Annotated in this window: 18 protein-coding genes; 11 read left to right on the plus strand and 7 right to left on the minus strand. The window is 35.6% G+C overall.

Translation table 11 applies throughout. The annotated features are described in order from the left end of the window. Positions 1-187 precede the first annotated feature (187 nt). The 7 genes from JJL45_RS03690 (at position 188) to JJL45_RS03720 (ending at position 7,092) form a co-directional block, all read left to right on the plus strand. A complete protein-coding gene (locus tag JJL45_RS03690; RefSeq protein ID WP_068603319.1) occupies positions 188-1,573 on the plus strand; it encodes a stage 0 sporulation family protein in 1,386 nt (461 codons plus the stop codon). Beyond that, the gene (locus JJL45_RS03695; protein WP_068603321.1) at positions 1,560-2,057 is read left to right on the plus strand and encodes a gliding motility lipoprotein GldH; all 498 of its coding nucleotides are present in this window, start codon (positions 1,560-1,562) and stop codon (positions 2,055-2,057) included. The genes JJL45_RS03690 and JJL45_RS03695 overlap by 14 nt, the downstream gene beginning before the upstream one ends. 57 nt (positions 2,058-2,114) lie before the next feature. Then, positions 2,115-4,454 (plus strand): penicillin-binding protein 1A, encoded by a 2,340-nt coding sequence (locus JJL45_RS03700; RefSeq protein ID WP_068603323.1) that lies wholly within the window; start codon positions 2,115-2,117, stop codon positions 4,452-4,454. 33 nt (positions 4,455-4,487) lie between these two features. Beyond that, positions 4,488-4,946, plus strand: coding sequence for an RNA methyltransferase (locus tag JJL45_RS03705; protein ID WP_068603324.1), 459 nt, complete (start codon positions 4,488-4,490; stop codon positions 4,944-4,946). Positions 4,947-5,188: 242 nt separating this feature from the next. Next, positions 5,189-5,890 (plus strand): CoA transferase subunit A, encoded by a 702-nt coding sequence (locus JJL45_RS03710; RefSeq protein WP_068603326.1) that lies wholly within the window; start codon positions 5,189-5,191, stop codon positions 5,888-5,890. A gap of 131 nt (positions 5,891-6,021) precedes the next feature. Continuing rightward, positions 6,022-6,375: a four helix bundle protein gene (locus JJL45_RS03715; protein ID WP_068603328.1), complete on the plus strand. Its 354-nt coding sequence runs from the start codon at positions 6,022-6,024 to the stop codon at positions 6,373-6,375. Between the two features lie 63 nt (positions 6,376-6,438). Next, positions 6,439-7,092 (plus strand): CoA transferase subunit B, encoded by a 654-nt coding sequence (locus tag JJL45_RS03720; protein WP_068603330.1) that lies wholly within the window; start codon positions 6,439-6,441, stop codon positions 7,090-7,092. Positions 7,093-7,393: 301 nt separating this feature from the next. On the opposite strand, the gene JJL45_RS03725 is transcribed toward JJL45_RS03720, so the two are convergent. The 5 genes from JJL45_RS03725 to JJL45_RS03745 all read right to left on the minus strand — a co-directional run bounded on the left by JJL45_RS03725 (position 7,394) and on the right by JJL45_RS03745 (position 12,563). Beyond that, positions 7,394-9,073, minus strand: a complete 1,680-nt coding sequence (locus JJL45_RS03725; protein ID WP_202664250.1) for an ABC transporter ATP-binding protein — start codon at positions 9,071-9,073, stop codon at positions 7,394-7,396. Further along, positions 9,073-9,786, minus strand: a complete 714-nt coding sequence (locus JJL45_RS03730; RefSeq protein WP_202664251.1) for a 3'-5' exonuclease — start codon at positions 9,784-9,786, stop codon at positions 9,073-9,075. The genes JJL45_RS03725 and JJL45_RS03730 overlap by 1 nt, the downstream gene beginning before the upstream one ends. Beyond that, positions 9,779-10,927: a serine hydrolase domain-containing protein gene (locus JJL45_RS03735; protein WP_202664252.1), complete on the minus strand. Its 1,149-nt coding sequence runs from the start codon at positions 10,925-10,927 to the stop codon at positions 9,779-9,781. Before JJL45_RS03735 ends, JJL45_RS03730 begins: the two co-directional genes overlap by 8 nt. 73 nt (positions 10,928-11,000) lie before the next feature. Beyond that, the gene (locus JJL45_RS03740; protein WP_068603336.1) at positions 11,001-11,474 is read right to left on the minus strand and encodes a methylated-DNA--[protein]-cysteine S-methyltransferase; all 474 of its coding nucleotides are present in this window, start codon (positions 11,472-11,474) and stop codon (positions 11,001-11,003) included. Continuing rightward, positions 11,475-12,563, minus strand: coding sequence for a CNNM domain-containing protein (locus tag JJL45_RS03745; RefSeq protein WP_068603338.1), 1,089 nt, complete (start codon positions 12,561-12,563; stop codon positions 11,475-11,477). A gap of 276 nt (positions 12,564-12,839) precedes the next feature. On the opposite strand from JJL45_RS03745, the gene JJL45_RS03750 reads away from it, so the two are divergent. From JJL45_RS03750 to JJL45_RS03765, 4 genes are read left to right on the plus strand one after another with little or no spacing between them, the layout of a single operon-like run. Then, a complete protein-coding gene (locus tag JJL45_RS03750) occupies positions 12,840-14,153 on the plus strand; it encodes a TolC family protein (protein WP_202664253.1) in 1,314 nt (437 codons plus the stop codon). A gap of 4 nt (positions 14,154-14,157) precedes the next feature. After that, entirely contained in the window at positions 14,158-15,141 is a 984-nt protein-coding gene (locus JJL45_RS03755; protein WP_068603341.1) for an HlyD family secretion protein, read from the plus strand. After that, positions 15,138-16,301 (plus strand): ABC transporter permease, encoded by a 1,164-nt coding sequence (locus tag JJL45_RS03760; protein WP_068603343.1) that lies wholly within the window; start codon positions 15,138-15,140, stop codon positions 16,299-16,301. Before JJL45_RS03755 ends, JJL45_RS03760 begins: the two co-directional genes overlap by 4 nt. After that, positions 16,298-17,467: an ABC transporter permease gene (locus JJL45_RS03765; RefSeq protein WP_068603345.1), complete on the plus strand. Its 1,170-nt coding sequence runs from the start codon at positions 16,298-16,300 to the stop codon at positions 17,465-17,467. Before JJL45_RS03760 ends, JJL45_RS03765 begins: the two co-directional genes overlap by 4 nt. Before the next feature lie 34 nt (positions 17,468-17,501). Here JJL45_RS03765 and hemB read toward each other — a convergent pair whose 3' ends face one another. Together hemB and JJL45_RS03775 are read right to left on the minus strand one after the other, a co-directional pair. Next, on the minus strand, positions 17,502-18,494 hold the full coding sequence (gene hemB, locus JJL45_RS03770; protein WP_202664254.1) for a porphobilinogen synthase: 993 nt from the start codon (positions 18,492-18,494) through the stop codon (positions 17,502-17,504). A gap of 7 nt (positions 18,495-18,501) precedes the next feature. Then, positions 18,502-18,888 carry a YchJ family protein gene (locus JJL45_RS03775; RefSeq protein ID WP_068603349.1) on the minus strand — a complete coding sequence of 129 codons (387 nt, stop codon included), beginning with the start codon at positions 18,886-18,888 and terminating at the stop codon, positions 18,502-18,504.

Consider the following 18,888-nt stretch of genomic DNA (forward strand, 5'->3'; position numbering starts at 1 on the left):
GAGAACTATATTCTCATCTTCTTTTTTTAAGTCTTTAGAATAATCATATCTTTACGTCGTAAATGTTCTTGAAACTTGGTTTTAAAAACATAAAGAAAATGTGTTCTTCACGCGAAAGCGGAAAACAAAAAATTAATAAATCTTCATTCGTAATAAGTTAATTATTAGCGAATTCAATATATAATATATGGCTTGCGCAAGTTGCTCAACAAAAGACGGCTCTCCTAAGGGCTGCAAGAATAATGGTACTTGTGGTACAGATAGTTGTAATAAACTAACGGTATTCGATTGGCTGTCAAACATGTCCTTACCCGGTGGGGAAGCCCCATTTAGCTGGGTTGAGGTACGCTATAAGAACGGCAGAAAAGAATATTATAACAATACAGAAAACTTAACTTTAAGCATTGGCGATATTGTGGCGACACAAGCTAAAGCTGGTCACGATATTGGTATGGTTACCCTTACGGGGGAATTGGTGCGCGTTCAAATGAAGCGTAAAAATATACCAGTAAATGCTGAAGAAGGCCTGAAAATTTACCGTAAAGCAAGTCAGAAAGATATTGATATCTGGCAAACCGCTCGCGAACGTGAAGAAGCCATGAAGGTTAAAGCACGCCAGTTTGCGATCGATTTGAAGCTGCAAATGAAAATTTCAGACATCGAATTTCAAGGTGATGCCAGTAAAGCAACTTTCTATTATACGGCTGAAGATCGTGTTGATTTTCGTGAACTGATTAAGGTTTTTGCACGAGAATTTAGAACGCGTATCGAAATGAAACAAGTTGGTTTTCGTCAAGAAGCCGCTAGACTTGGTGGTATAGGTTCTTGTGGGCGCGAATTATGTTGCTCTACCTGGCTAACCGATTTTCGTTCGGTGAGTACTTCAGCAGCGCGTTATCAACAATTATCCCTAAACCCGCAAAAGTTAGCTGGGCAATGTGGTAAACTTAAATGTTGTTTAAACTACGAGTTAGATACTTATCTTGATGCTTTAAAAAGTTTCCCGAAATCGGATGTTAAATTATATACCGAAAAAGGTACGGCTGTTTGTCAAAAAACTGATATTTTTAAAGGCCATATGTGGTTTGCTTACGAAGGTGAATGGATGAACTGGCATAAGATAACCACCGAGCAGGCTAACGAAATTATTGCAATTAATAAGAAAAAAGAAAAAATTACAAGTCTTGAGGAGTACGCTTTAGATTTGGTTGAAGATACTAAAACAGAATTTGAAAACGTTGTAGGGCAAGATAGTTTAACACGTTTTGATAATCCGAAACCTAATAAAAAACGTAGAAATAACAGACGTAAAAAAGGTCCGGCTCAAGGCCAAAAAAATACTGGAGGTGATACGAAGTCAACACCAAGAAAAAATACACAGCCAGCAAATAAAAATACAGATCCTAATAAGCCAAAGGCTAAACCAAAGCAACGACCAAACCGATCGAATAAACCAAAGGCTGAAGGTGACGTGAAAAAACAAAATCCTAATCAAAATAGGAATAGAAACCAAAGAAGAAAACCTGGCAATAACCAGAATAAATCTCAAAACAGTAAAAATGCTGAAAAATAGAGTCTTATTACTTTTAGTTTGTGTTTTTTTTAGTCTTTCATCCTGCGATTCAAAATATTATTTTGATGAGTACAAATCGGTACCTAAAAAATGGCATAAAGATTCGGTTGTTAGTTTTAAAATCCATCCGCCAGATTCCATAAATCCCTATAATTTATTTGTAAACCTTAGAAATACGACTGCTTATAAGTACAGTAACTTATTTCTAATTGTCGAAATGGTTTTTCCTCACGGTAAAACGGTTAAAGACACCCTAGAATATAAAATGGCCGAGCCTAGCGGTAAATTTTTGGGCACTGGATATTCCGATATTAAGGAGAATAAATTGTGGTATAAAGAACAAGTTATTTTTAATGAGTCTGGAGAGTATGAAGTTAAAATACAACAGGCTATGCGTGAAAATGGTATGGTAAATGGCGTTGAAGAATTGGAGGGGATTACCGATGTTGGGTTTAGTATTGAAAAAAATAAAATTAAAAAATAGAGGCATCTTCTGTTTTGTATAAGCGAAGTAGTATCAAGATGTAGTAATAAATAGTACATGGCAAAGGCAAAAAAAGAAACGATCAACGTTCAAGATTTTTCAAAGTACATCCGTTGGATGTGGATTTTGTTTGTAGCAGGATTACTATCTGTAGTCTTCCTTTTTTTATTAGCATCATGGGGTGCATTTGGTGAAATGCCCGATCATACGGTTTTAGAAAACCCGAAAACCAATTTAGCTACCGAAATTATCTCTTCAGATGGTAAAACATTAGGGAAATTCTATTTTAACGATAATAGAACACCAGTGAGTTACGACGAGTTACCACAACACTTAGTAAATGCCTTAATTGCCACGGAAGACGCCCGTTTTCATGAACATTCTGGTGTTGATGCCCGAGGGACGCTTAGAGCAGTAATTAAGCCAGGAAGTGGTGGAGCAAGTACCATTTCACAACAGTTAGCCAAGCAATTATTTCATGGTGAAGGATCTAAGAATATTATTGAAAGGGTGCTTCAAAAAATTAAAGAATGGATTATTGCCATCCGTTTAGAGCGTCAATATACCAAAGAGGAAATTATCGCCCAGTACTTTAATATTTATGATTTTGGTAACAATGCCGATGGTATTCGAAGTGCATCAAGAATCTATTTCAATAAGGAACCAAAAGAATTAGACGTTAAAGAATCGGCTATGTTGGTAGGGATGTTTAAAAACTCTTCGCTTTATAATCCGAGACCTGAGCGTAACCCTATAGGAGTAAAAAACCGTAGAAATGTGGTTTTATCTCAAATGTATAAGTATGATTTCATTTCTGAAAAGGAAAAGGATTCACTTCAAAAAACAGAACTTGATTTACGTTATTCTCCGGAATCACACCGCGAAGGGATCGCCACATATTTTAGAGGTTACCTCGATGGATTTATGAAGGATTGGATTAAAAATAACCCGAAGCCCGATGGTACCAAGTGGAATTTATACAACGACGGACTAAAAATTTATACAACGATAGACTCTCGTATGCAAACCTATGCCGAAGATGCTGTGCAACAACACATGCCAAGGTTACAAGCCGAGTTTTTTCATCAAAATACCCCAGAAAGAAATCCAACAGCACCGTTTTTAGACTTAACTCCCGAAGAGGAACAAGCTTTAATGCGCCGTTCGATGCGTCAATCGGAACGTTGGAGACATATGAAATACGATTTGAAAAAATCGAACAAAGAGATTGAAGAATCTTTTAAGAAACCTATTAAAATGACTGTTTTTAAATGGGTTGATGGGAAACCTTCTGAGGTTGATACTCTTATGAAACCTATGGATTCCATGCGTTATTACAAATCGTTTTTAAGAACGGGTATGATGTCTATGGATCCTAAAACGGGACATGTAAAAGCATGGGTTGGTGGTATGAACTACAGACATTTCCAATATGATATGGTGAAACAAGGTAGACGACAAACAGGTTCTACATTCAAGCCTTTTGTTTATGCTACAGCTATTGATCAGTTGCATTTTTCTCCATGTGATGAATTTCCAGATACACCGTTTTGTATTGAAGCTGGGAAATTTGGAAACCCAGAAGAGTGGTGTCCTAAAAACTCAGGGAACGAATACGGCGGTAAGCGTACTTTAAAAGATGCTTTAGCAAATTCTGTGAATACTGTTACGGCGCGATTAATCGATAAAGTAGGGCCGCAAACTGTAGTTGATTTGGTTAAAAAACTAGGCGTTGAGGCCGATATTCCTGCGGTACCTTCCATTGCCTTAGGAACTACTGATATTAGTGTTTACGACATGGTTGGGGCTTATTCGACTTTTGCCAACCAAGGGGTGTATACCAAGCCTGTAATGGTGTTGAATATTGAAGATAAAAATGGTACTGTTTTATACCAATTTAAACCTGAAACGCGCGATGTGTTAAATGCTGAAACAGCTTATGTGACGGTAAAACTTATGGAAGGTGTTACACAGTCTGGTTCGGGCGGACGCTTACGTGGTAAAGGACGTGATTCGTATAGAGCCGATTATAGAGAAATCGTAACAGGGTATCCTTACGAATTTACAAATCCGATTGCCGGAAAAACAGGAACGACACAAAACCAAAGTGATGGTTGGTTTATGGGTATGGTACCTAATTTAGTGACTGGCGTTTGGGTTGGTGCCGAAGATCGTGCAGCACACTTTAAAACGATTACCTACGGTCAAGGTGCTGCTATGGCTCTACCGATTTGGGGTATTTATATGAAAAGTTGTTACGCCGATAAAGAGCTTGATGTGTCTAAAGAAGATTTTGTTGCGCCAGATAACTTGTCTATTAATGTGGATTGCTCGGCCGTTTCTCAAGATCAAAATAACGACGATGAAGAGGATCGTCTAGACGAGCTAGAGTTTTAAAAGGCATACTTAAAACGCTTAGAAGCTGATATCATGAACGATAATTTCGTAAATGAATTTTTTGGTATAGGTATTTTTAACGGAAAGACTCCCGAAAACCTTGGTGTTTTATGGCGTTCTGCACAAAATTTGGGCGCTAGTTTCATCTTCACCATTGGAAACCGTTATGCTAAACAGGCCTGCGATACCCACAATGCGGTTAAATCCATGCCTTATTACCACTATGAAAACTTCGATGAATTTTTTAATAACTTACCAAAAGGCACCAGAATTGTTGGTATCGAGCTAGACGATTCTGCAGAGGACCTAGAAACCTTTCATCACCCCAGACGTTGTGTATATTTATTGGGAGCCGAAGATCATGGACTAAGTAAAGAAGCTATCGAGAAATCGCACTTCTTGGTAAAGTTTAAATCTGAATTAAGCCTGAATGTTTCTGTGGCCGGTAGTATCGTCATGTATGATAGGGGTATCGATAAGCCAAGAAGTTAATTTATAGGGAATTCAAATATTTGAGACTGTTTTAAAAGTCGATTTCACGTCAATCTGAATTTATTTCAGATTCTTGTAATCTTTGAACTGCAATGGAATGAGATGCTGTGTTAAGCACATCATAACGGTTGTTTTTACTTTTTAGACAGCCCTATTTGTTTATATATGCTTAATTCTTAACAGTTACTTCCTTCCTAATTTCATTGAAATATTCGTAAATTTATAAGCATAAATATGACGAAATGATAAATAAAACGGTATCTAGTGTTGAAGAAGCTTTACAAGGGCTTTCTAGTGGTAACACACTCATGTTGGGTGGTTTCGGACTATGCGGTATTCCTGAGAATGCTATCGCACGTTTAGTGCAACTTGGTGTGACTAGCTTAACCTGTATTTCTAACAATGCTGGTGTCGATGATTTCGGATTGGGTTTACTGCTCCAAAAGAAACAAATTAAGAAGATGATATCTTCCTACGTTGGTGAGAACGATGAGTTTGAACGACAAATGCTTTCGGGTGAATTAGAAGTCGATTTAATCCCGCAAGGGACTTTAGCCGAACGTTGCCGCGCTGCTCAAGCAGGGATCCCAGCTTTTTACACTCCGGCGGGCTATGGCACCGAAGTAGCCGAAGGAAAAGAAACCAGAGAATTTGATGGCAAAATGTATGTGTTAGAGCATGCTTTTAAGGCCGATTTTAGCCTGGTTAAAGCGTGGAAAGGCGATGCCGCAGGTAATCTCGTTTTTAAAGGAACCGCCAGAAATTTTAACCCTGTAATGTGTGGCGCTGCAAAAATTACAGTCGCTGAGGTTGAAGAATTAGTGCCCCTAGGAACTTTAGACTCCAATCAAATTCATATCCCAGGCATTTTTGTACAACGTATTTTTCAAGGAAAAAATTACGAAAAACGGATTGAACAACGGACGGTAAGGGAGAGACGATGAGAAATATAAATGAATTGATTTGAAGATTTTTCAATTTGAAAATGAGGAAACAAAGATTGAATTTAAAAGTTTTAGCTGTTAGAAACTAGAAATAAAAAAGAGATATTTTTAAAAGATGATTTAGTTTATAAATGAGGAATGATAGTGATAATTTAATAGTAAGACTAAGCTTTGAGTTAGCCCTTGATGTTGTTTCTTTTTCTGAAATGATAAGAGAACAAAGAAAGTTTGAAATGGCTTCTCAAATTTTTAGATGCGGAACTTCTATTGGAGCTAATATTAGAGAAGCACAAAATGCAGAAAGTAAAAGAGATTTTATTCATAAGTTTAAAATTTCAGCTAAGGAAGCAGATGAACTTGAATATTGGTTGAAACTATGTCAGGCATCAGAGCATTATCCAGACCCAACTGAAAAATTATTAAAAGATTTAAAATCTATTATTTTAATTATATCAAAAATCATTTCATCAAGTAAAAAATCTTAATTAATCTTCAAATTTTCATATTGAACATAAGATTTTAATTAACCAATTTTCAAATCAAATAAGATGTTAGACAAAACAGGTATAGCAAAACGTATTGCACAGGAAGTTCAAGATGGTTACTATGTGAATTTAGGCATAGGGATACCGACTTTGGTGGCTAATTATGTTCGAGATGATATTCAGGTTGAATTTCAAAGTGAAAATGGCGTACTTGGTATGGGACCATTTCCTTTTGAAGGTGAAGAGGATGCTGATATTATTAATGCTGGGAAACAAACTATTACGACCTTGCCTGGAGCTAGTTTTTTCGATTCGGCATTAAGTTTTTCAATGATTCGTGGGCAACATGTGGATTTAACCATTTTAGGAGCTATGGAGGTTGCTGAAAATGGCGATATCGCCAATTGGAAAATTCCAGGGCGTATGGTTAAAGGTATGGGAGGCGCTATGGATTTAGTATCGAGTGCCGAAAACATCATCGTAGCCATGATGCATACGAATAAGCATGGCGATTCGAAATTATTAAAGCAATGTTCGTTGCCACTTACGGGTGTAGGCTGTGTAAAAAAGATAGTGACTAACCTGGCAGTCCTTGAAGTGACCGAACAAGGTTTTAAATTATTAGAACGAGCTCCAGGGGTATCTGTGGAACATATCCAAGAAGCTACAGAAGGGAAGTTAATAGTTGTAGGAAATATTCCAGAAATGAAAATTTAGAGTCGTAATATCTTACCTGATGTAGGGATGAAAATTACGAGTTTGTTAAAAAAATATGCGTTTCATCGATTTTATATGTTTTTAATCGGATAAAAGGAATATATTATCGATATTAGACTCAGTAAACAAAAAGAAAGTCTATAAACGGTTTTCCCCCAAAACTATCATAAATTTCAACCTTATGAACACTGCAACCAACCTACATGAAGTACCTACTAACCAAAGCAAATTTAGAGCGTCTGTAAAAGATACTTATGAGTTTGTAAGAAGCTTATGTTATTTAACAAAAAAGATTTTCATGCTATAATCCTTTCGGAATAGCATGAATAAGCTTTTTTGTATATGCTTTCTCAGGCTTTTTATAGATGATGTCTGCATCGTCTAACTCTTCAATTTGACCCTGGTTCATAACCAATAATTGATCTGACATGTATTTCACAACTGCTAAGTCATGTGAGATGAAAATATAGGTAAAATTGAAGTCTTTTTTAAGTGAATTAAGTAAGTTTAAAACCTGAGCTTGAACAGAAATGTCTAAGGCCGAAACTGATTCGTCACAAACAATGAGTTTCGGTTGAAGGGCAATGGTTCTAGCAATACCAATACGCTGGCGCTGACCGCCCGAAAACTCATGGGGGTAACGGTTAAAATATGCCTCCGACAGCCCAACTTTTTCCAATATATCAATCACTTTCTCTTTACGTTCGGCATCCGAGCTGTAAAGCTTATGCACTTTCATAGGCTCCATTATGGCTTCGCCAACAGGGATTCTCGGATTTAAGGAAGAGTACGGATCTTGAAAAATGATTTGAATATCTTTTCTAAGTTTTCTAGTTTCAGACTTTGACAGTTTTGTGGTATCAACGCCTTTATAAATTATTTTTCCTGCAGTAGCTTTATCTAATTGAAGTATGGCATTACCAAGTGTCGATTTTCCACAACCCGATTCGCCAACCAATCCTAAAGTTTCCCCTTCATATAGTTTAAAACTGACGTCATTTACCGCCTTAAAACGTTCTGGTTTGGAAAAGAATCCAGATTTTGAAAGATATTCCTTCTCCACATTTATCACTTCTAATAATGGCGGTTTACTATAAATTTTTTCGTGATTTTTTTTGCGATCTTCTGGTGTAATGATGCTGTTGGAGATGTTGTCCTCTAAAAAGTCTTTGATGGTGGGTAATACCTCCAAGCGAACATCTAAAGCAGGTCTAGAATTAATTAAAGCTTTGGTGTAATTGTGTTCGGGATGTTTAAAAATACGGGCTACCAAGCCTTGTTCGACGATGTTGCCTTTATACATCACTAAAACACGATCGGCAATTTCTGAAATTAAGGCCAAATCGTGGGTGATAAAAATGATGCTCATTTTTGTTTGTGCCTGCAGTTCTTTCAGTAAAATAATGATGTCTTTTTGTACCGTAACATCTAAAGCCGTAGTAGGCTCGTCGGCAATTAAAACATCGGGTTTACAGGCAATAGCCATGGCAATCATAACCCGTTGCTTTTGACCACCAGAAATCTCATGCGGATAGGCTTTAAAAACACGCTCAGGATCTGGAAGTTTAACCATGTTAAACAGGGCTAAAGTTTCTTCCTTGGCTAATTTTTTGGAAACATGAGTATGTTGTAATAAGATTTCTAAAACCTGGTTTCCACAGGTCATAGACGGATTCAAAGAACTCATAGGTTCTTGAAAAATCATGGCAATTTTGTTGCCTCGAATGCTTTCAAATGATGAGGACGATAATTCAATTAAATCACGATCTTCAAAGAGAATAGAACCAGAATTTATTTTAGCGATCTTTTTCGGTAGTAAACCCAGAATTGCTAAAGAGGATACTGATTTACCTGAGCCCGATTCACCTACAATGCCTAAAACTTCATTAGTATGTAGTTTATAGGAAATGTTATGAACCACTTCATTATCGCCAAATGAAACACTTAAATTCCGTACTTCTAAAATCTCGTTTTCTTTCATTAAATATGAATAATTTCATCATCAGTTAAAATGTCATCACCCCGTAATCGCAAAAATATTTGAGCTACCGCAATGGTATCTTTTTCACAATAGGTTACAATACGATCAATTTCATTTTCTTTATAATACACACGGTAGACTTCACTGCCATCAATATCATCTTTTGGTGATGGAATGCCTAAAACATGGGTGAGTAATTTTAAAGAGGTATAACTTTTAAAATCGCCAAATTTCCAGAGTTCTAAGGTGTCTAAATGCGGAACTTCCCATGGTTTTTTACCAAATAAATTGAGTTTATGAGGTAATTCGATGTTATGGATAATCATGCGTCGAGCAATATACGGAAAGTCAAATTCTTTAGCGTTATGACCACAAAGTAAATGCTTGGATTCGTTGTAGTGTGTGTTTATAAGGTTTTTAAAGTCTTTGAGTATTTTAGCTTCATCACCAAAAAAAGAGGTGGTTCTAAATTTTCTTAAGTCGTTTTGAAAGTTAAAATAGCCCACCGAAATACAAACAATTTTACCAAATTCGGCCCATATACCAGCACGATCATAAAATTCTTCGGCGGTATAATCATCCTTTCTTTGGTATTTGGATTTGTCTTCCCAAAGGATTTGTTTGGTGTCGTTCAGTTCTGAAAAATGCTCAGTTTCTGGAACGGTTTCAATATCGAGAAATAAAATATTCTCAAGATTAATCTTTCTAATCATGCCCTAGCATTTTATAGGCTTCTTCAATATAAACATCTTGGTCTTTGGTGAAGTGTGTGGTGCCTTCATCATCGGAGGTTCTTTGCCCAAGCCTCACAATAATTACATTGTCCTCTGGCTCGACCATAACCAATTGACTGTGGTGCCCTAGCATCATAAAAAAGTTTTTGTCTTCATGTTTTCGCAACCACCAGCCGTAACCATATTCTGGACTTTCTTTAAAACGAGGGCGAATTGATTTTGCCACATAGGCAGAATCTAAAAGCTGTTGGCCTTGCCATTTTCCGTGGTCTTTATAGAGTTTTCCAAAACGGGCAAAATCTCTCGCATTACTTGAAATACAACAAAATGTCTTTGCCAAACGATGCTCTTTGCCATCCAATTGCCATAAAGCATCTTGCGCAGCACCCATAGGTTTCCAAAAGTTTTCCGAAAGGTATTCTGCAAGGGGTTGTCCTGTAGCTTTTTGAATAATCATGCCTAACAATTCGGTGTTTCCGCTTAAATACTCAAAGGATTCCCCTGGGGTTTCAACAACTTTTTGATTTAAAATGGCCTTGGCTAAATTATTGTCATAATTAGCTCTAGCGGTAACCGAAAACGGACTGCTATAATGTTCAACCCAGTCTAAACCTGACGACATAGACGCCAAATCACCAACGGTAGTTTTTGCATAGCTGTATTGCGGATAAAAATCACTTATTGGCTGATCCAAGCTTTTGATATGTCCTTGCATGATGGCTTTTCCTAATAAAGCTGTGGTGATGCTTTTTGCCATTGAAAAGGAGTTGGTTTTTGAGGCATCGCTATAATCTGGCGCATACCACTCGTAATATATACTGTCGTTTTTAATTATTAAATAGGCTACAGTACCTAATTTTTCATTAAAAGCGTTAAGTTTTTCAGTAGATTCTACCGTGTTGTAATTTTTATGAAGTGGCCATGGCGAAATGTTGTTTCCTTTTTTAATAGTGTCGTTTTCAAAATATGGATAGTCGTCAATAAAAACGGTTTTATGTCCTGTGAAATATACAATTCTAGCACCTCTTAAAATATAGTCGTAATCGAAAATATACAGTAATGCAATGATGGCTACAACAAGAATAGCAAGCCATTTAATAACGCGTTTAATGAATTTCATATAAAAAACTTTTAGTTGAAATAAATATAGGAAATATTTTAAGTTTTAGTACCTATAACCGCTTTGAAAGCTTTTAAAACAAAGTTTGTTGCTTGTTAGAGCTCTCGTGATTGAGAAGCCATTGTTTACGATGTAAGCCACCAGCATACCCGGTTAAACTACCGCCGCTACCAATGACGCGATGGCAAGGCACGATAATCCACAAGGGATTTTTGGCATTAGCATTGGCTACAGCCCGAATGGCTTTTGGTTGATCCATTTGCTTTGATAACTCTAGATAAGACAGGCTTTTTCCAAAAGGAATTTGTTCCAAATATTTCCAGACTTTCTTTTGAAAATCGGTGCCTTCGGGGTTTAATGGTAATTGGAATCTTTGCCGTTCTCCGTTAAAATATTCTTGAAGTTGCCTAGTACAGTCCTTTAAAACATGAGGAATGATTTCGGTTTCTTTGGCTTCAGAATTGCTTATGCTAACCGAATTAATGCCGTTTTCATCACCACAAATTTTTGCATAGCCTAAGGGCGTATGGATGATGCAGCTTTCCATCTACTCTAAAGGCTTCGTTTTATCTTCAAAAATCCCGAGTTTTTTGGCGCGTACTTCCCAGCTTTTTCTGGCTAAAAGTTGCAGGTCTGATACGTTGTCACTCTCATCCATAATTTCTAGACCTAATAAGGTTTCGATAACATCTTCCATAGTTACTAGGCCGCTTACGGTACCATATTCATCGACTACCAAAGCCATGTGATTTCGGCTTTCGATAAGTTGTTCAAACAAATCGGGGATGGGCAGGGTACGGTTAACAATAATAATGTTTCGTTTAAGTTCGGAAAGTGTTTTGCTACCGTTCCCTAAAGCCATTTCTTTAAAAATTTCATCTTTAAGTACCAACCCTTTGATATCGTCGGGTTCGTTCACAAAAACTGGAATACGAGAAAAACGCAAATTGATATTTTGTTTGAAAAATTCTTCAACGGTGGTGTTTTCATCAACGGTTTTCATGACGGTTCTGGGCGTCATGATGTCTTTCGCGAAGACCTCTTTAAAAGTTAATAGGTTTTTTATGACTTTGCTCTCATTCTCTTGAAAAACGCCTTCTTCATGAGCTAAATCGGTCATATCCATAAAACTTTGGCGGGTTAAAACGCTACCATGACCTTTACCGCCTATAAGTTTAGTGGTAAGTTGTAGTAACCATAAAATACCCGTCCATTTTAATGGGAAAATTAAAATTGTTAAGGTTTTTGAAGTAAAATTAGCCAACTGCCTCCAATAGGTAGCGCCAATAGTTTTCGGAATAATTTCTGAAGCTACTAGAATTAAAAAAGTCATAATAGCCGATACTACACCAACGGTATTAATGCCAAAAAGTTCAATTTTAAATGGTAATTTTTCTGCTTGTATACCAACCATCATAGCTCCTAAGGTATGTGCAATGGTGTTAAGAGTTAAAATGGCTATAAGCGGTTTATCGACATCTTTTTTAAGGGACTCTAAAGTGAGTGCGTATTCTTTTTGTTCACGCTTTTTAAGGTTGATAAAAGTAGGCGTGACGCTCAGTAAAACGGCTTCCAGTATGGAACATAAAAAGGAAAAAAAGATGGATAAGGTTGCCCAAAAAATTAATGTGCTCATTAACATGTGTTTTGTTAAAAGCTAAATTACAAAATCAAATTAGATTAAGATAAGCTTTTAAAAAAGATCGCATAGTAACGCGGTTGATTAAATGAACAAAAACTATTAACTTAGTCAAATGAGCGCTTTATTCACTGGAAGACATTTTGATGTGAATTTTAAACTTTAAAAAAGCATTCCGTTACAACATTCATGTTAAAAATTATGAAAGGATCTTTCCTATTTTCTTTGTGTTTATTTTGTGTACAACTGCAGGCTCAAGCAAATTTGAGTGAAATGGAGCTGAATTTAATTTCATTAAGTTTAGAGAAGAGCTACGCCTTAAAAGAGGTAGGATACGATTTATCAATTGATAGTATTATACATAAAGGAATTCGTCAAAATTTTATACCAACACTAGAGTTTGATGCTTCTTATGGTTATGGTTCTACACGAATTACTGCAGATGTTCCAACCATTCAACTTCCCATTACTGGGCTTAATTTATTTGAAGGCGATACCCAATTTAATGCTAAAGGAAATATTCTTAACGCAAATCTTACAGCAAAAGCCTTGTTGTTTTCAGGGCTTCAAGTTAGCTATGGGTCAAAAGCATCCAGCGAAAAAATAAAAGCGAAAAACTTTATGCTTTTTAAAGAACGTGCCGATATCATTAAAGATGTTATCGATACTTTTGATAAGATTGAATTGCTTAACCAATCTAAGCATGTTTTAGAAGCAGGTATATTAAGGCTTAGTAAAGAAAAAGAACGGGTGCAAAAGGCGATTAACAATGGGCTAGCAACACCTTATGATCGAGGTAAAATTACCGCAGCAGAACTTAATTTAGCTTCAAAAAAAACTGAATTATACGGAAATTTGAACCTCTTGTATTTAAAATTATCCATGCTTACAGGCGTTGAAATTTCTAAATTGGAAGCACAAAAATTTGAGTTAAAACCTTGGCTTGTTAAATCAAATAAAAATACGTTTGTAGATCGTCCAGAGGTTAAAGCTTTAGATGCCTCCATTAATGCTTACGATTATAAATTAAAAATGAATAGAAATTTGTTTTTACCCAAAGTACAAGCCCTAGCATCTTTATCATATACCAATTTATTTAATGCCGAATTCGATACACCATATACCCTTCCTACAGTAAGTGATCCTGTGAATTTAGAGTTGAATAAATTAGAATTGTTTCCTACTTATTTCGTTGGATTGGGTATGAAATGGGACATTTTTACTGGACTAAAACATGATAATGAGATTCAAAAAACACGTATAGAAAAAAGCATTTCTGAAAACAAAAAGGCAGATGCTATTGAGAAATTAGAGCTGTTTAATAAGAAAGTTCTAGTGGATTTTGAAGTTAAAAATCAACAAATCTTATATAAAGAACAGGAGATACAAGTGGCATTGAACACTTTAAATTTAGCCATCAAAAGCTATAAAATAGGACTAATTTCCATTTCAGATCGATTAAAGGCTGAGACCGATTATCAAGATGTTGTGTTTGAATATTACAAGCTTATTGCCGAGCAACGTATGGTGGCATTAGAGTTATTAATATCAACAGGAAGTTTACAATTACAGAATTTGAACCCATAGAAACATGAAAAATAAAAAACAAATCTTCATATTGATAATTCCTATAGTGGTAATACTTGTTGGTATTATCGCATTATATATTTTAAAACCCGATAAAAAATCGAACCGTGTTTTTGTGGGTTTATTTGAAACGGTTGAAATTAAAGTTGCTTCAGAAATCCCTGGCCGAATAGAATCCATTTACGTAAGCTTAGGTGAGGAGGTTGAAAAAGGTCAGTTATTGGCAACTATTGAAAGTGATATTTTGGATGCCAAAATTCAGCAAGCCGAAGGTATGTTTAATGCCGCACAGTCGATAAGCGAAAAGGCTAATTCTGGCGCTAGAAGTCAAGAAGTATTGGCCGCAAAAAACAGTTATAAAATGGCTTTAAGTCAGTATAATTATGCTGAAAAATCTTATAATCGTTTAAAAAATCTGGTAGCAGATAGTCTAGTTTCTCAACAACAAATGGATGAAGTCACCTTTAAGCGTGATGCCGCATTTGATCAAATGAATGCCGCAAAGTCAATTTATGACATGGCGACAGAAGGAGCAAGATTAGAAGATAAGAAAGCGGCTAAAGGACAAATGAATGCGGCGGGAGGTAAGGTCAATGAAGCAAAGGCGTATTATAAAGAATTAGAAATTTACGCCCCGGTTTCAGGTGAGATATCATCAAAATTGGCTGAAGAAAGCGAAGTTATGCCTGCAGGATATCCCATATTTACCGTTCAAAAGCTTGAAACTATTTATGCGGTAATTCATATTAGAGAAGACTTCCTAAATGATTTTAAAATGGGTGCAGAAATTTCAGGTAAGTTACCCGCTTTTAATAATGATTCTTACAAATTTAAGGTGACTTATATTGCGCCCATGGCCGATTTTGCCGATTGGATTCCAACTGCCGATAAAGGCCGATTGGATATGAAAACATTCGAAATTCATTTAAAACCTGTTGATAAAATTGAAAATCTACGCCCTGGAATGAGTGTTAATATTAAACTTTGAAATATTCTATTGTAAACATAATTGTTAGAGAGTTTTTAATATTAAAAAAAAGACCAGCTGCCTGGGTTTTAATATTGGTAATTCCTACGGTTATATTTTTCTATTTAGGGTATATCTATAAAGAAGGTGGTATTGAAACAGTTAATATTGCGGTGTTAGATTTAGATCACTCTGCTTTAAGTAGAAAAGTGATTTCAAATGTTGAAGCGGCACCGAAATTAAAAATTATTAAGTTTTTAAATTCCAATGATAAGCTGGAAGATGTTTTTATTAAATATCCTGAGGTCAAAGGATTTTATGTGATTCCCGAGCATTTTGAAAAACAAATATTTAGAGGCGAACAGGCTAAACTTTTGGTTTACTCCAATGCATCAAATATTGTTTTTGGAAATTTAATTTATAAAGAAGCCGCAAGTTTTATAAATACAATGTCTGCCGGAATTAATTATAATGCTTTTAAAACACAAGGAATTCCAAACGAAAAAGCACTAAAAATGATTATGCCTGTAAAGGTTCATGTTAAACCATTATACAACCCTTATTATAACTATTTGTTTTATTTGATTCCGGGATTAACTACGGTATTACTTCAAATGTTGGTGTTTTTATTGGCTGCCCGTTCTATAAATTCTGAATATACGAATAACACATATAGTGAACTTTTAAACCTGGCTAATGGTAAGCTTTTTAATATTATTTTCGGCAAATTATTAGCTTATACCATCGTAGGATTTATGGTTGGTGTTTTTATTTTTTCAACTGTACATCCGCTTTTAGGAATTCCAATGAGTCCAAGTACTCTGGCTTTTTTGCCTGTTGTTTTATTATTTGTTATGGTCAATGCCATGTTAGGGATGATGGTTTCAGCCATTTTTAAAAATGAAGCCATAGCTATGGATGTTTCGTTTGTATATAATTCACCTGCCTTTGTTTTTAGCGGTTTTACGTTTCCAATTATGGCCATGCCTGCATTTAATATGTGGTATGCACAACTTATACCATATACCCATTTTTTAAGCGCTTTTATAAAAGGAGTAGAAATGAGTACACCTTTTGTTTTTTTAACGCAGCAAGTTATTTATTTGCTTTTGTTTTTAGCCGTGGGCTATATAGTTACAACCACCATATTGTTAGTACGACATAAAAAGAGTATGGTATGAAAAATTGGTTTTCTATATTAAAAAATGAGCTTGCGCTTATATTGGAGGACAAAAGTATTTTACTAACATGTTTAGTAGCTCCCTTGCTTTATGCCTTTTTTATAGGCTCTATATATTCTGAAAAAGAGGTAAATGAAATTCCTATAGCCGTTGTAGATTACGACCATTCTAATCTATCCAGAAAGGTTTCACAGCTTATTAATTCATCTGAAAAAGTAAACATAAATGGTCATTTTTCAAGTTTGGAAGAGGCCATGTTCTATTTTAATAATTTAGAGGTGCAAGGGATTGTTGTTATCCCTAAGGGTTTTCAGAATAAAACCATGAATTTAGATGGTTCTCATGTTGAATTGATTTTAAATAACACCAAGTTTTTAACGTCAAATGAAATAAATAAAGCAGTACAGCAGGTTGTTTTAACCGTTGCTGGAGGCGTACGAATGAGTTATTATGTTAGCAATAAAATACCTTTAGATATTGCGAAACAAAAAGCACAACCGATAATGCCGGTAATTAAATCAATATATAATGCAACCAATAATTATGGTGATTATTTATTGCCTATTTTATTGATTTTAATTTTACAACAAACCCTAATTATTGGTTTTGGGCAAAGTGTTGTTCATGAATTTAACCACGGCATGTTACAACATATTGAGAGCTATTCGTTTTATGATTATATGCGTGTTTTATCAGCGAAAAGTACTTATTATATCGTGCTTTATGTGGTGTACTTTTTCATTTTTTACAAATTGATATTTCCGCATTTCTTTTTGGCTTTCAACGGATCTATCGGCTTTCACTTGATGTTAAGTTGTTTGTTTATTACAATCGTTTTATTATACACCATTTTGTTGGCAAGTTTTTTTAAAACTACCATTGGTTGGACAGAAATATTAGCATTTTCCACCTATCCCTTATTTTTAATTTCGGGCTATTCTTGGCCTATAGAGTCTATGCCTGAACCTCTTCAGGTAGTTGCGAATTTGTTACCTTCAACACCTTTTTTTAAAATTTTTAATGCTTTGTCTAATGAAGGTGCACATCTAGTAGATATTACTAAAGAAGTCATGCACCTAATTATTTTATTAGCGCTTGGATATATGATGTTGTTTGTCCGATTTAAATTTTTAAAACGAAGAAAGCCTAAAGCAATAACTGATTAGGTTTTGTTGAAAAATTAAAACAGTGGTATGAATTTTAGCCGTTTAAAATTTTAACCACATCTTTTGCAAAATAAGAAGCGATAATATCGGCGCCAGCACGTTTAAAAGCGGTGGTAGTTTCCATCATAACTTGATCGTGGTCTAACCAGCCTTTTTCTGCAGCAGCTTTTATCATGGCATATTCACCAGAAACTTGATACACAGCTACGGGAACATCCGCTTCGTTTTTAATGTCTCTTAAAATATCCAAATAAGAAAGTCCTGGTTTTACCATCACGATATCGGCACCTTCATCAATATCCATTTCGGTTTCACGAAGTGCTTCAAAACGGTTACCGTAATCCATTTGATAGGTTTTTTTATCTTTTGGAATATCAACTAAATCCACAGGAGCAGAATCTAAAGCATCACGAAAAGGACCATAAAAAGCAGAGGCATATTTTGCTGAGTAGCTCATAATCCCTGTGTTGATGAAACCTTCATCTTCCAAAGCTTCACGAATGCTTAAAATACGACCATCCATCATATCGCTTGGCGCAACAAAATCGGCACCAGCTGTAGCGTGAGAAATGCTCATTTCGGCTAAAAACGCGGCAGTATCGTCGTTTATAATTTGTCCGTTTTCAATAATACCATCATGTCCGTAAATTGAGTATGGATCTAGGGCTACATCGGTCATAACCAACATATCAGGGCAGGCATTTTTAACGGTTTTAATAGCGCGTTGCATCAAACCGTTTGGGTTTAAGGCTTCAGTACCCTTATTGTCTTTTAAGTTATCTGGTACTTTTACAAAAAGTAACACCGATTTTAAGCCTAGTTGCCAAAGTGCTTTAACTTCAGCTTCTAATAAATCTAAACTGTAACGGAAGTAATTAGGCATCGATGGAATTTCATCTTTAACCCCTTTGCCTTCAACCACAAAAAGCGGTACTAAAAAATCGTTTGGCGTAAGTATAGTTTCTCTAACTAGCGAACGAATGGCTTCATTGGTTCTTAATCGTCTATTTCTTTTTAAAGGGAACATAGTTTTTTTATTTACTGAGTCCTAAATACATCCAAAGGTTGTTTTCTTTTAAAAATGCCGATTTTTCATGAATACAGTCTACTTTACCATTTTCATAAAAATAAGCATTAAAGGTAACAGTGCCTTCAGAATCTTTTTCTAGGCCTTTTGTGGTTTCTAATACGTCTAATTTAATCCATTGTAGCGATTTTGCCCAGTTTACAATGGCTTTCTTTTCTTTAGGTTGCCTTGTTTTACTGTGGTGACTAGCCATTAAATAATCGCCATCGGCCAAAACAAAAGCACTATATCTAGAGCGCATAAGTTGCTCGGCAGTTTTAGCATGAGCTATGTTTTGGTGCGCTTTTTTGCAACAATTGGCATAGGTTTCTTGGCTTCCGCAGGGGCAATTCAT

This window comes from Tamlana sp. s12 (genome assembly GCF_016767215.1).
Taxonomy (GTDB): Bacteria; Bacteroidota; Bacteroidia; order Flavobacteriales; family Flavobacteriaceae; genus Pseudotamlana; species Pseudotamlana agarivorans.

Excerpts from the sequence above, each read along its gene's own strand:
- JJL45_RS03690 (WP_068603319.1), top strand. The coding sequence starts at position 188 with ATGGCTTGCGCAAGTTGCTCAACAAAAGACGGCTCTCCTAAGGGCTGC.
- JJL45_RS03695 (WP_068603321.1), top strand. The coding sequence starts at position 1,560 with ATGCTGAAAAATAGAGTCTTATTACTTTTAGTTTGTGTTTTTTTTAGT.
- JJL45_RS03700 (WP_068603323.1), top strand. The coding sequence starts at position 2,115 with ATGGCAAAGGCAAAAAAAGAAACGATCAACGTTCAAGATTTTTCAAAG.
- JJL45_RS03705 (WP_068603324.1), top strand. The coding sequence starts at position 4,488 with ATGAACGATAATTTCGTAAATGAATTTTTTGGTATAGGTATTTTTAAC.
- JJL45_RS03710 (WP_068603326.1), top strand. The coding sequence starts at position 5,189 with ATGATAAATAAAACGGTATCTAGTGTTGAAGAAGCTTTACAAGGGCTT.
- JJL45_RS03715 (WP_068603328.1), top strand. The coding sequence starts at position 6,022 with ATGAGGAATGATAGTGATAATTTAATAGTAAGACTAAGCTTTGAGTTA.
- JJL45_RS03720 (WP_068603330.1), top strand. The coding sequence starts at position 6,439 with ATGTTAGACAAAACAGGTATAGCAAAACGTATTGCACAGGAAGTTCAA.
- JJL45_RS03725 (WP_202664250.1), bottom strand. The coding sequence starts at position 9,073 with ATGAAAGAAAACGAGATTTTAGAAGTACGGAATTTAAGTGTTTCATTT.
- JJL45_RS03730 (WP_202664251.1), bottom strand. The coding sequence starts at position 9,786 with ATGATTAGAAAGATTAATCTTGAGAATATTTTATTTCTCGATATTGAA.
- JJL45_RS03735 (WP_202664252.1), bottom strand. The coding sequence starts at position 10,927 with ATGAAATTCATTAAACGCGTTATTAAATGGCTTGCTATTCTTGTTGTA.
- JJL45_RS03740 (WP_068603336.1), bottom strand. The coding sequence starts at position 11,474 with ATGGAAAGCTGCATCATCCATACGCCCTTAGGCTATGCAAAAATTTGT.
- JJL45_RS03745 (WP_068603338.1), bottom strand. The coding sequence starts at position 12,563 with ATGAGCACATTAATTTTTTGGGCAACCTTATCCATCTTTTTTTCCTTT.
- JJL45_RS03750 (WP_202664253.1), top strand. The coding sequence starts at position 12,840 with ATGGAGCTGAATTTAATTTCATTAAGTTTAGAGAAGAGCTACGCCTTA.
- JJL45_RS03755 (WP_068603341.1), top strand. The coding sequence starts at position 14,158 with ATGAAAAATAAAAAACAAATCTTCATATTGATAATTCCTATAGTGGTA.
- JJL45_RS03765 (WP_068603345.1), top strand. The coding sequence starts at position 16,298 with ATGAAAAATTGGTTTTCTATATTAAAAAATGAGCTTGCGCTTATATTG.
- hemB (WP_202664254.1), bottom strand. The coding sequence starts at position 18,494 with ATGTTCCCTTTAAAAAGAAATAGACGATTAAGAACCAATGAAGCCATT.
- JJL45_RS03775 (WP_068603349.1), bottom strand. The coding sequence starts at position 18,888 with ATGAATTGCCCCTGCGGAAGCCAAGAAACCTATGCCAATTGTTGCAAA.